We start from the raw sequence: 12,977 nt of genomic DNA, 5'->3' as shown, positions 1-12,977 counted from the left end.
ATTATGAAAAACATTATTTTGATTGCTTTCACTTTCTCTATACTTTTACGAATCTCTGCCCAAAAAACAATTGGATCGATTGAGCGTATAGACCCAGAAATAAACTTTCTCATTGCCGAAGACGCAGTCATCGAAATTTTAGCCGATGGGTTTAGTTGGGCTGAGGGGCCAGTTTGGGTTTCTGAGTTAAATGCTGTGCTCTTTTCGGATGTTCCTGAAAATAAAATATATAAGTGGAGTGAAAAAAATGGGCTTTCTGTTTTTTTGAATCCAAGTGGATATACTGGTATTGCTCCTAACGAAAAAAAAAGTGGGTCAAATGGCTTAATTCTAGATGCTCAAGGAAATCTCCTTATTGCTCAACATGGTGACCGTAGAATAGCCATTATAGAACAACCCCTTTCTAATGCTGCAGGGTTTAAGTCTTTTGTTGATTGCTTTGAAGGAAAAAGATTCAATAGCCCAAATGATTTAATTCTTTCAAAAAATGGTGATATCTATTTTACCGACCCTCCTTACGGGCTAAAAGGAGACAAAGATCCTCTGAAAGAAATCTCCGAAAATGGAGTTTATAGGCATGACTCTTCCGGAAAAACTACACGGGTGTATTCCGGCTTCAACAGGCCTAATGGGCTAGCTTTTTCTCCAGACGAATCTATTTTGTATGTTGCCAATTCAGACCCTAAAAGGAATCTCTGGAAGTCTTTTTCTATAAACAACGGAAGGCTAGAAAACGAGAAAATATTTTTTGATGCTACAGGTAAAAAAGGAAGGGGATTAGCTGACGGATTAAAAGTCCACTCTAAAGGGTATGTCTTTGCAACTGGACCCGGCGGAGTATTAGTTTTTAATCCTGAGGGGAAACATCTTGGAACAATTAAAACTAAAGTTGCTACTGCTAATTGCGCGTTTAATGCAGACGAAAGTGCGCTTTATATGACCTCTGACAAATACCTTACGCGTATACAATTAAAAAACTAAGTCCTTATGAAGTTACACAGCATTGAAACGGGAAACTTTATGCTTGACGGCGGAGCAATGTTTGGCGCTGTTCCAAAAGTTCTTTGGGAACGAACAAACCCTTCTGACGAATATAATAGAATAAAGATGGCTGCGCGCTCTTTACTCATTGAAGACGGAGATAAGCTTATTTTAATTGATACTGGAATGGGAAACAAACAGTCCGACAAGTTCTATGGATACTATGCTTTATGGGGGGATAGTACCTTGGAAAGATCTCTTAAAAAAGCTGGATTCCACAAAAACGACATTACTGATGTTTTTTTGACCCACCTCCATTTTGATCACTGCGGCGGTGCAATCCAATATAATTCTACTGGCGTTTTAGAGCCAGCATTTAAAAATGCTAAATTTTGGTCTCATCGAAACCATTGGGATTGGGCTACAAATCCAAATCCAAGAGAAAAAGCATCTTTTCTTTCTGAAAACATTTTGCCTATTAGCGAGAGTGGTCAATTAAATCTTCTGTCAGGAACTGAAAAACAACTATCCCATGCAGGCTTAGGCTTCGACATTCTTTTAATGGACGGGCATACAGAAAAACAGATGCTTCCCGTGATTAAGTATAAAGAAAAAATAATAGTTTTTGCTGCAGATCTTATTCCAACGATTGGTCACATTCCTATCCCTTATATTATGGGTTATGATACTAGGCCTCTTGTAACTCTTAGAGAGAAAACTTCTTTTTTAAAGTCCGCCCTCGAGGGTGATTGGTTTCTTTTTATGGAGCACGATCCTTTTAACGAAGTTGTTTCAATTAAAATGACTGAAAAAGGTGTGCGTTTTGATCAAAGTACAACCTTAAAAGAATTCTGTTAATCTTGATTTGTTTATTTTAGCTAATCCTTAAATACAAGCCTTATGTTACGTTACTTTTTATTTTCAATATTATTTTTTTCTGTTGGCGCTTCTCTTTTTTCACAAAACTACTGGCAGCAGTCTGTTAATTACCAAATGATCGTAAATATGGATGTCGATTCTTTTCAATATGACGGAACTCAAAAGCTAATTTATTCTAACAACTCTCCTGACACCATAAACAAGGTTTTTTATCATCTTTACTTCAATGCTTTTAAACCTGGTAGTGAAATGGCAAAAAGTATTAAAAACGGAAAAGACAAAAATAAACGTTTTAATGTTGATATAGACACAATTCCTGGTAACGAAATAGGAAGGCTGGTTGTTTCTAATTTAAAACAGGATGGGCAATTGTTATTGGTCGAGGAATCGGGGACTATTCTAGAGGTTTCCTTAGACACGCCTTTGCTTCCGGGTAAGGCCACAGTTCTTACGCTTGATTTTGAAGGTCAGGTCCCCAAAATGATTAGAAGAGCAGGCCGGGATTCAAAAGAAGGGGTGGCCCTTTCTATGGGTCAATGGTATCCAAAAATGGCAGAATACGACTACGATGGGTGGAACGCGGAGCCTTACATTGGAAGAGAATTTCATGGCGTTTGGGGGGATTTTGATGTAACAATAAATATTGATAAAGACTATGTGGTGGCGGCAAGCGGATATTTAGAAAACCCTCTAAATTATGGTCATGGATATGGGGGGGAGAAATCTAATTCAAAAAAAGGTAAAACATCTTGGAGGTTTATTGCTCCGATGGTCCATGATTTTACATGGGCAGCTGATCCTGAATTTATTCATGACACTTATCCGGGCCCTAACGACGTTACGCTTCATTTTTTTTACAAAAATGATTCTGAGATTATAGATAATTGGAAAAATCTTCAGCCCAAAACAGCTGAACTAATGCGCTTTTTTAATAATACTATTGGTAATTACCCTTACAAAGAGTATAATGTTGTTCAAGGAGGGGACGGCGGAATGGAGTATGCAATGCTCACTCTAATTACTGGTAAGCGAAAGTTTGGCAGTCTGGTTGGGGTAACAGCTCATGAGTTGGCACACTCTTGGTTTCAGCATGTGCTAGCCACTAATGAAATGAAACATGAATGGATGGATGAAGGTTTCACTTCTTATATTTCAAAACTAGCTGTGGATAAAATTTTAGACGAAAACAAGCCTTTTCCTTTGGTTGGATCGTACAGAAGTTATTTAAATTTAGCGCTTTCTGGTCATGAGCAACCACAATCAACCAACGCAAATAGGTATAGCTATAATATGGCTTATGAGAGTACTGCATACAGTAAGGGCGCAGTCTTTTTAGCTCAGCTTGGTTATATTATTGGTCAAGAAAACTTGTCAATAACAATTAAGGATTATTACAACCTTCACAAGTTTACTCATCCCACTCCTAACGACTTTAGAAGAGTAGCGGAGCGTGTTTCTGGCATACAATTAAAGTGGTATTTAACAGACTGGACTCAAACTACAAATCAAATAGATTATGGAATTAATAAAGTTGAAGAAATTAATAATGAAACGGTCGTTACTCTTGAGCGAATTGGAGCTATGCCGATGCCTTTAGATGTTTTAATAAACTATAGCGATGGTAGTTTTGACATTCAATATATTCCAATTTCTTTAATGAGGGGGGAAAAAGAAAATCCATATAATTTTTCTTGGGTAGTTAATAAAGATTGGTCTTGGTCCATGCCAAAGTATAGTTTTATCATTAAAAAACCTAAAAAGGATATTATTGCTATTGTAATTGATCCTACTGGATATATGGCAGACATCGACCGTAATAACAATGATTATTTTTTGGAATTGAAGGATGAAAAAAACTAAATTATTCTCTTTAAAATCAAAAGAGGGTTTTAGTTCTGTTTTTGATAAAGGAAATTTTTATAAGGCAAACAATATTGGTTTAAGGTTTTACGCTGGAAACGATAAAGATTATTTTGTTGGTTATACTGTTTCTAAAAAAAATTTTAATAGGGCTGTAGATAGAAACCTTATAAAAAGAAGAATAAAAGCGGGGGTAAATATAGAAAAAAACAGTTTTTTTGATAATTGTTTGCCTGGAAATTACCTTTTTATTTATTTGGGTAAAGAAATTTCTTCTTCTGCTATATTATTTACTAATATTCAGTTAGTAATAAAAAAACTCATTCAAGATACATAGCGCTATGAGGAATTCCATCTTCTATATATTCTTCTCCTTTGTAAATAAAACCATGTTTTTTATATAAATCCTTTAAATAGCTCTGTGCAGAAATTTTAATAGGAATATTTTTATATTTTTCTTTTGCTAATTTTAAAGAATATTCAATTAGCAAGTCCCCTATTTTATTTCCTCTGTTTTTTTCATCCACACAAACTCTTCCTATTGACAAATAATCTTTATAAACAGATCCTTTTTCCAGTACTCTTGAATAGCCAATTATACTATTCTTTTTTTCTATGAGAATATGATATGCTTTGTTATCTAGCGCATCCATGTCTTGATAGAGACATTTTTGTTCTATTACAAAAATTTTAGATCTGAGCTTTAATATTTCATATAGTTTTGAATTGGATAATTCTTCAAATTTAAAACAACTAAAATTTAACATTTTTATATTTTATTTACTCTTTCTTGATGTCTTCCCCCTTCAAATTTCGTAGTAAGGAATATTTCTATCATTTCAATACTTTCTTTCAAAGAAACAAACCTTGCTGGTATACTTATAACGTTAGCATCATTATGTTCTCTCGCTAGTTTAGATAATTCTTTATTCCAACACAAGGCTGCTCTTATTTTTTTACTTTTATTTGCTGTCATTGCTGCACCATTTCCACTTCCACAAATAATAATTCCTATTCTTTCCTTTTCTTCACTTACATATTTTGAAACAGGATGAATGTGATCCGGATAATCTACCCTATTTTCATCATCTGTTCCATAATTTTTTATTTCAATATTTTTTGATTTTAGAAAATTAATTATTTCTTTTTTATATTCTACGCCTGCGTGGTCGTTTCCTATAGCTATTTTCATATTTATATATTAAGTATTATTCTGTTTATAATTATTTTTATATCTAGTTTAAAACATGTTAGTAACTATAATAACTTAATTTGCATTTACAATATGTTATATCCTATTGAATAAAAAATTATTTAATGCAAATTAGTTTATTCTTTTATATTCCATAATTATTAATATATTTTCACTCCTTACAAACATATTTTTATTTATTTATAAATTATTTTATTAACTATTCTTAAGTATTAACTTATGTTAAATACTCATCTATATAATTTGTAATCAACATTTTAATATAAATATATACGTTAATAACTATATATAAAACTTTAATTATATACTATCAAAGGGATTAATTATAAAGTTGTTTTACATATTAACATACTATAATAATCACTATTTTTTTTAATTATTTTTTAAAATTAATTATATAATATATAAAGTTGTTTATAAATCTATGCTTCTTTAAAAAATCTAATACCTAATTTTATAATATTAAACAATATAATGTCAAATAAAAATAAAAATGTAATTGATTTAGAAAGAAGAATAATTAAATTCTTAACAAAGAATCAAAATAATTCCTTTAACTATAAACAAATCTCATCAGCTATTCTTTTAGATAAATCAATAGATAAGAGTAGTGTATTAAAATCTTTAAATAAACTGTTTAATCTTAAAAAAATTGAACAAAAAACAGAAGGAAAGTTTAGTTATTTAAAAGTAAACATATCGTATGAAGAGGGAATCATAGATATAACGAGTTCCGGTAATGGTTATTTACTAAAGGAAGGAAATGATATTTTTATTTCTAAAAAACATATTAATAGAGCTCTGAATAAAGATATAGTTAAAGTATACGTGTATAATAGAAAAAACAAAAACGATAGTATTTCAGGAGAAGTTGTTGAAATTATAAAAAGACATAAAAATGAGTATGTAGGAATTTTAAAGAAACAAAAAGAATTTGGTTTTGTTTTAACAAGAGGATCGAAGATGTACACAGATATATTTTTGTCTTCTAAAGAAATGAATAAAGCAAAGGATGGACAAAAAGTTATAGTGAAAATAAAAGATTGGCCAAAAAAAGCGCAATCACCTTACGGAGAAATAATAGATGTTTTAGGAGAACCAGGAAATATAGATGTGGAAATGCATGCTATTCTTTATGACTACGGACTTCCTTATAAATTTACAAAAGATATAATAGAGAAAGCAGAATTGATTGATAAAAACATTGAAAAGAAACAGATAGATAAAAGAAAAGATATAAGAAATATACTAACTTTTACTATCGATCCCATCACAGCTAAAGACTTTGATGATGCAATATCATTCAAAGAAATAAATAAAGATAAATTTGAAATAGGTATTCATATAGCTGATGTCTCTCACTATGTAAAAGAAAACACAATTATAGACGATGAAGCTTACAAAAGGGCAACATCTGTTTATTTAGTAGATAGAGTAGTTCCTATGCTCCCAGAAATTTTATCAAATAATTTGTGCTCCTTAAGGCCAAATGAAGAAAAATATACTTTTTCTGCAATATTTGAAATAGATAAAAAAGGAGAAATTCTATCAGAGTGGTTTGGAAAAACAGTTATTAAATCAGATCATAGGTTTTCTTATGAAGAAGTTCAAGAAATAATTGAAACCCAGAAGGGTTTTGTGAGTAAAGAAATATCATTAGAAAAAAAAGAATATTCAATATCAAACAAAATACTTGAAGCTATTCTATGTTTAAATAATATTGCATTAATAATGAGAGAAAAAAGACTCCTTTCAGGCGCTCTTTCTTTTGATAGAGTTGAAGTGGGGTTTAATTTAAATAAAAATAATGAACCTGAAAGTATAAAATTAAAAACATCAAAGGAGGCAAATAAGTTGGTCGAAGAATTTATGCTACTAGCAAATAAAAAAGTTGCAGGATTTATAGAAAGAAAGAAAGAAAAGCTGCCGTTTGTTTATAGGGTTCATGATGAGCCAAACCAAGAAAAAATTAAAAATTTAAAAGATGTAGTAGGAAGCTTTGGTTATCGTCTTGATACAGAAGAAAATAAAATAAATAATTCCCTAAATAAGCTCTTAACTAACATAAAGGGAAGGCCAGAACAAAACATGATAGACACTTTAACCTTAAGATGCATGTCAAAAGCAATATATACCACAAATAATATAGGTCATTATGGTTTAGCTTTTGAAAGTTATTCTCATTTTACTTCTCCAATAAGAAGATATCCTGATGTATTAACTCATCGTTTGTTAGAACATTATTTAAACAAAGGAAAAGCTGTTAATAAAGATACGCTAGAAGAAGCGTGTACTCATTCCTCTCAACGAGAACAGTTGGCAACCAAAGCAGAAAGAGATTCGGTAAAGTACATGCAAATTAAATATATGGAAGATAAAATAGGAAGAAATTTTCAGGGTATCATTTCAGGTATAACCGACAGGGGAATTTATGTAGAAATTAACGAGAATAAATGCGAGGGAATGGTTTCAGTTAAAAGCATAGATGATGATCAATACTTTTACAACCAGAAAAAACATCAATTAGAAGGATTTAAAACAAAACAAATTTTTAAACTTGGGGATCAAATACAAATAAAAGTTAAAAAAGCAGACATACTAAATAGACACTTAGATTTTACATTACTTAATTAAAAATAAATGAAAAGATTATTAATTACACTACTAGTTTTAATTTCACTGCAACTAATAAATGCACAAGAACAATATTCAGAGACGACCCTTTTAGGCGATTTTAAAACTTTAATTGTTTATGCAGGAATAGAGGTTAATCTAATTAAGGGTGATGACAACAAAATAGTTGTAAGTGACAATAATGAAGACAGGAGTACTTTTGGATACAAAATTAAAAATAAAGTTTTGAAACTTAAATCAGGAATTGATAAAAAACTGTCTTTAGGGAAAATATTTGTTGATGTTTATTATAAAAGTGAAATAGATGAAATTAAACTATTTCAAGGATCAAAGCTTTTACTTAAAGACACTATCACTCAAACAAACTTGAATATCAAGGTAAAAGAAGGCTCTTCTCTTGAAGGATACGTAGTTACAGAAAAAATTAAGATAGAGGTTGCCTCTGGAGGATCAGTCACCTTAACTGGAAATTCACTTGTAGTCGAAATCATTGCAAATACTGGGGGAATATGCTCAACAGAGGAGCTTGACTCAGAACAAACTAAAATTACAGCCAATATAGGGTCTGTAGTTTATTCAAAGTCTTCAGTTCTTATGGATATAAAATCTACAACAGGGTCAATTGTTAGAGTTTACGGAAAACCAAAAAAGCTAATTACTAAAACTCTACTTGGAGGCTCAATAAAGCAAATGGAATAAAAAACCCGTTATAATTTATAACGGGTTTAGAGGCATCGAGCGGATTCGAACCGCTGTAGAAGCTTTTGCAGAGCTCTGCCTAGCCACTCGGCCACGATGCCGTGAGCACAAAAATAACACTAATTCTTCTAAATTTCTTTTCTTTTAACTATAATAGATACCGCTTCAACATCTCCACCAATTGGAGGGTTGATTTTTGAAACTTCAACTTTGGCTTTTTGAACAATAGGGTGCTCATTAAAAATTCGATCTATTATTCTTTTTGCAACGCTTTCTAAAAGTTTAGATCTTTTATTTGCCTCTTCTTTTACTATTGAATTAAGCGCCACATAGTCTACAGTATCCATTAGATCGTCCGTCACACTAGACCTTTCCAGATCTGCATCGACTTCTATCTGGAAAACATAGTCACTCCCAATCAACTCTTCTTCTTTTAAACACCCATGATTTGTATAAATCTTGATGTTTCTTAAAATAATTTTCCCCATAATTTCCACAAAGATATAAACTAGTTTACAAATGAATGGATGATACTCTCTTTTCATATATTTACCAAAAAATATAAATGGACAAAAGCTATCCTGCTGAAAATTTTATAGAGCAGATTATAAAGGAAGATCTTTTAAATGGTCTTAGTCCAAGCGAATTGTGCTTTCGATTCCCTCCGGAGCCAAATGGATACTTACATATAGGCCACGTGAAAGCCATCTGTCTTAACTTTAACTTAGGCCTGAAGTTCAAGGCGCCAGTAAACCTTCGATTTGATGACACCAACCCTCAAAACGAAGAGGTAAAATATGTAGAAGCAATTAAAAAAGATATTAAGTGGCTCGGCTATTCGTGGAGTAAGGAATTATATGCTTCTGATTATTTTGACAGATTATTTAAATGGGCTCTTTTTTTAATAGAAAAAAATCTTGCTTATATTGATTCTCAAGCTTCTAAAGTAATAGCAAAACAAAAAGGTTCTCCTACTACCCCGGGAACAGAAAGTCCATTTCGAGACAGGGATATTGAGAAGAGTAAAAAAATATTCCTTGAAATGGCTGACGGAAAACATCCTGAGGGCGCCCACGTACTTCGAGCTAAGATTGACATGCAGTCCTCGAATATGCTAATGAGAGATCCAGTACTTTATAGAGTTCTCGATAAAAATCACCATAGAACAAATGATAAATGGAAGGTTTATCCAATGTACGATTGGACTCATGGACAATCAGACTATATTGAAAAAGTTTCACATTCATTATGTACCCTCGAGTTTAAACCCCACCGGGATTTGTATGAATGGTTTTTAAAAGCCCTCCCAACAATTAACAGGCTCCCCTCTCAAACTGAATTTGCGAGGTTAAACCTATCATATACCGTTACATCAAAAAGAAAATTAAAAGTTTTGGTTGATGAGGGTTTCGTTGAGGGGTGGGACGACCCAAGAATGCCTACCATATCAGGATTAAGAAGACGAGGCTATACTCCTGATTCTTTAAGGTCTTTTGTCGAGACTGTAGGGGTTGCCAAAAGAGAAAACATAATTGAAGTATCATTATTAGAGTTTTGCGCAAGAGACCATCTAAATAAAATTGCTCCTAGAGTAAACGCGGTAATGAACCCTTTAAAACTTACAATTACTAATTTTGACAAAGAAGAGGAGCTCTTAAGTGGTGATATAAATCCAGAAAAGCCTGAACTTGGTAAAAGAGAAATCCCTTTTTCAAAGCATTTATATATAGAGAGAGAAGACTTTAAAGAAGAAGCTAACAGAAAGTTTTTTAGACTTACCACAGGAAAAGAAGTCAGGTTAAAGAATGCATATATTATAAAAGGAGAAGGTGTTGTCAAAGATGACGACGGTAATATCATTGAAGTTCTTTGTTCGTATGACAAGGAGTCAAAAAGTGGCTCAGGATCCGAAGCTAGTAAAAGAAAAGTAAAAGGAACCCTTCATTGGGTAAGTATTAAACATGCCATAAACGCTAATGTCCGAATTTATGACAGACTTTTTAATGATCCTTCTCCGGACCAACATAAAGACAAAGACTTTATTGAATTTATTAATCCAAGCTCTTTAATTGTTCAAAACGCATTTATAGAGCCTAGTATTTTGACCGCTAAAGCTTGTGAACCCTACCAATTTCAGAGAATAGGGTATTTCAATGTTGATAGAACGAGCACTTCATCCCTTTTAATTTTCAACAAAACTGTTGGATTGAGAGATGCGTGGTCATAAATAAAAGTAATTTATTTTTTCTTTGTTTCATCTTTTAGCTTGTCGTTTCGTTTTTTCATTTCTTCACCAATTTGATTACTTGCGGTAAAGGAGGCTACCATATTATTAAGCATTTCACTCCCTGCCTGCGGAGAATTTGGCAGTAAAATAAGATTGCTATTTGTCTCTCCTCCAATTGACTGTAATGTGTCATAATGCTGAGTAACAACTATTAATGCAGAGGCTTCTTGAGAGTTTATCCCAACATTGTTAAGAACATCCACAGACTCTTCAAGACCACGAGCAATTTCTCTCCTCTGATCTGCAATCCCTTGCCCTTGAAGCCTTTTACTTTCAGCTTCCGCTTTAGCCTTTTCTACTATCAATATCCTTGCGGCATCCCCTTCATATTGAGCAGCAACCTTTTGTCGTTCCGCAGCGTTAATTTTATTCATGGCAGTTTTGACTTCTGCATCTGGATCTATGTCCGTAACAAGTGTTTTAATAATGTTATACCCATAGTTACTCATGGCTTCATTAAGTTCACCTTTAACGGCATTAGCAATTTCGTTCTTTTTTTCAAACACATCATCGAGAATCATTTTTGGTACCTCAGCTCGCACAACATCAAAAACATAAGATGTGATTTGATCCTGAGGAAAGTCAAGTTTATAAAAAGCATCGTAAACCTTATCTTCAATAACCTTATATTGAACTGAAACCTTAAGCTTCACAAAAACGTCATCTTTAGTCTTTGTTTCCACAATCACATCTAATTGAAGAATTCTTAAACTTAACCTTCCTGCTATTTTATCAACAAAAGGAATCTTTATATGTATTCCGGGATGGCGTACAGCCAAAAAACGGCCAAATCGCTCGACTATTGCTGTAGATTGTTGTTTTACAATAAAAACACCCGATAAGATAATTAGAACCGTAAAAAGGGTCAGTACTGAAGAAAGTATAGTCATAATGAAATTATTTTGTTAGATTTTTTTTTAAGTTTAATAACCTTTCTAAAGTTACATCTTTTTCCATTAGATTCGCCGCTTTAATAATGTCAGGACCAGACATTTTCCCAATAAAACTCAGTCTAATAAGTTGCATTATTATCCCTATCCCAATTTTTCTGTTGTCTGATAGTTCAATAAGGTTTTCTTTTAATTCATTAACCCCTGTAACCTCAACAATTCTAATTATATCTGCTGTTAATTTTTCAACATCTGTTTTCGACATTAATTTATTTAACACTTTTTCGTCTAATTGTGTTGGGTTTTCTAGTAAAAAAGAGGTTTCTTCTTTTAAGTCACCTGCTAGTTTGAGGCGCTCCCTCACAAGCATATATATGCCTTCGCATTTTGTAGGATATTTTTTCTTTATTTCAATAAATAAATTTGGAAACAACTTTTCAAAGGAAAAAAAACTCATTTTCGATAAATGCTGATGATTCACCCACTTTGCTTTTTCAAAATCAAATTTGGCACCACCCTTTTGTATCCCTTTAACGCTAAATCTATTTTGGAGCTCTGAAAAGGTAAACACCTCCTTATCATCCCCAGGACTCCATCCCAGCAGCGCTAAGTAATTAACTATTCCTTCACTTGTAAACCCCATTTCGCGAAAACCTTTTTCTTCTTTCCATTTTAAAGGAAACACCGGGAACCCCCCCTCTATACCGTCTCTTTTTGATAGCTTTCCTTTCCCATTTGGCTTTAAAATCAAGGGTAGATGTATAAATGATGGCTTATTCCAGTTAAAAGCATCATATATCAAATTGTGAAGAGGCAACGAGGGAAGCCACTCTTCCCCCCTTATAACGGTGGTTATATTCATCATGTGATCGTCTACTACATTTGCAAAGTGATAGGTAGGATATCCGTCCGCCTTAATTAAAATTTTATCGTCTAAAACCTGATTATTAACCCGAATATGGCCTCTTAAAAGGTCTTCAGATATTGTCTCTCCGTCCTCTACTTTCAAACGCACGACATAGGAGTCTTTTAATACTCTATCAGTTATGTCTTTTTTTTTCATAGACAAGGAGTTGTCTAGAGAACCCCTTACCAATCTATCATATTTAAACACTTTTCCTTTCTTCTCTTCCAGAGCCCGAAGCTCAGCTAGCCTTTCTCCCGAATCAAAAGCGTAATATGCTTTACCAGCCGTTATCAGCTCATTAATTTTTTCTTTATATATGTCAATTCTTTCACTTTGCCTATACGGACCGAACTCCCCTCCTTTTGACGGGCTTTCGTCTGTAATTATCCCAGCCCAGCTTAAAGCTCGCTCTATGTAGTCGTCACTTTTTTCAACAAAACGGTTTCTGTCCGTGTCTTCTATTCTTAAAATAAAGGATCCCTTTTTGCCTTTTGTGAACAGATAGTTGAATAGCGCCGTTCTTAGGCCGCCTATGTGAAGAGGCCCAGTAGGGCTAGGTGCAAATCGTACTCTTTCTTTCATAATTTTGTAAATATAAAAAATCGGTTACTTTCAACTGCATATAGT

General features: G+C 32.9%; 12 protein-coding genes and 1 tRNA gene. 7 read left to right on the top strand and 6 right to left on the bottom strand.

What is annotated here, in order from left to right:
• Nucleotides 1-3 precede the first annotated feature (3 nt).
• Genes AC3ATN_RS04440 through rnpA form a run of 4 tightly spaced genes read left to right on the top strand, consistent with a single transcriptional unit; the run spans nt 4 to nt 4,057 of the window.
• Entirely contained in the window at nt 4-981 is a 978-nt protein-coding gene (locus AC3ATN_RS04440) for an SMP-30/gluconolactonase/LRE family protein (protein ID WP_487532028.1), read from the top strand.
• 6 nt (nt 982-987) lie between these two features.
• Nucleotides 988-1,839 carry an MBL fold metallo-hydrolase gene (locus AC3ATN_RS04435; RefSeq protein ID WP_487532027.1) on the top strand — a complete coding sequence of 284 codons (852 nt, stop codon included), beginning with the start codon at nt 988-990 and terminating at the stop codon, nt 1,837-1,839.
• A gap of 42 nt (nt 1,840-1,881) precedes the next feature.
• A complete protein-coding gene (locus AC3ATN_RS04430) occupies nt 1,882-3,720 on the top strand; it encodes a M1 family metallopeptidase (RefSeq protein ID WP_487532026.1) in 1,839 nt (612 codons plus the stop codon).
• Entirely contained in the window at nt 3,707-4,057 is a 351-nt protein-coding gene (gene rnpA, locus AC3ATN_RS04425; protein ID WP_487532025.1) for a ribonuclease P protein component, read from the top strand. The genes AC3ATN_RS04430 and rnpA overlap by 14 nt, the downstream gene beginning before the upstream one ends.
• Here the strand turns inward: rnpA and AC3ATN_RS04420 are convergent.
• A complete protein-coding gene (locus tag AC3ATN_RS04420) occupies nt 4,041-4,487 on the bottom strand; it encodes a GNAT family N-acetyltransferase (RefSeq protein ID WP_487532024.1) in 447 nt (148 codons plus the stop codon). The genes rnpA and AC3ATN_RS04420 overlap by 17 nt on opposite strands.
• Before the next feature lie 2 nt (nt 4,488-4,489).
• On the bottom strand, nt 4,490-4,912 hold the full coding sequence (rpiB, locus tag AC3ATN_RS04415; RefSeq protein ID WP_487532023.1) for a ribose 5-phosphate isomerase B: 423 nt from the start codon (nt 4,910-4,912) through the stop codon (nt 4,490-4,492).
• A 495-nt stretch (nt 4,913-5,407) separates the two neighbouring features.
• Between rpiB and rnr the strand changes: the two genes are divergently transcribed.
• Nucleotides 5,408-7,567 carry a ribonuclease R gene (gene rnr / locus AC3ATN_RS04410; RefSeq protein ID WP_487532022.1) on the top strand — a complete coding sequence of 720 codons (2,160 nt, stop codon included), beginning with the start codon at nt 5,408-5,410 and terminating at the stop codon, nt 7,565-7,567.
• 6 nt (nt 7,568-7,573) lie between these two features.
• Nucleotides 7,574-8,266 carry a GIN domain-containing protein gene (locus AC3ATN_RS04405; RefSeq protein WP_487532021.1) on the top strand — a complete coding sequence of 231 codons (693 nt, stop codon included), beginning with the start codon at nt 7,574-7,576 and terminating at the stop codon, nt 8,264-8,266.
• 30 nt (nt 8,267-8,296) lie between these two features.
• On the opposite strand, the gene AC3ATN_RS04400 is transcribed toward AC3ATN_RS04405, so the two are convergent.
• A tRNA-Cys gene (locus tag AC3ATN_RS04400) sits at nt 8,297-8,367 on the bottom strand.
• Nucleotides 8,368-8,394: 27 nt separating this feature from the next.
• Nucleotides 8,395-8,754: a dihydroneopterin aldolase gene (gene folB, locus AC3ATN_RS04395; protein ID WP_487532020.1), complete on the bottom strand. Its 360-nt coding sequence runs from the start codon at nt 8,752-8,754 to the stop codon at nt 8,395-8,397.
• Nucleotides 8,755-8,831: 77 nt separating this feature from the next.
• Between folB and AC3ATN_RS04390 the strand changes: the two genes are divergently transcribed.
• Nucleotides 8,832-10,493 carry a glutamine--tRNA ligase/YqeY domain fusion protein gene (locus AC3ATN_RS04390; protein ID WP_487532019.1) on the top strand — a complete coding sequence of 554 codons (1,662 nt, stop codon included), beginning with the start codon at nt 8,832-8,834 and terminating at the stop codon, nt 10,491-10,493.
• 11 nt (nt 10,494-10,504) lie between these two features.
• Here the strand turns inward: AC3ATN_RS04390 and AC3ATN_RS04385 are convergent, their stop codons facing one another.
• Both AC3ATN_RS04385 and gltX read right to left on the bottom strand, forming a co-directional pair.
• Nucleotides 10,505-11,443 (bottom strand): SPFH domain-containing protein, encoded by a 939-nt coding sequence (locus AC3ATN_RS04385; RefSeq protein WP_487532018.1) that lies wholly within the window; start codon nt 11,441-11,443, stop codon nt 10,505-10,507.
• A 7-nt stretch (nt 11,444-11,450) separates the two neighbouring features.
• Nucleotides 11,451-12,932: a glutamate--tRNA ligase gene (gene gltX / locus AC3ATN_RS04380; protein WP_487532017.1), complete on the bottom strand. Its 1,482-nt coding sequence runs from the start codon at nt 12,930-12,932 to the stop codon at nt 11,451-11,453.
• Nucleotides 12,933-12,977: the final 45 nt, after the last annotated feature.

It is taken from the genome of Candidatus Marivariicella sp., from assembly GCF_983056325.1.
The sequence above is the reverse complement of the archived record's forward strand: the minus strand, read 5'-3'. Positions and strand labels throughout refer to the sequence as shown.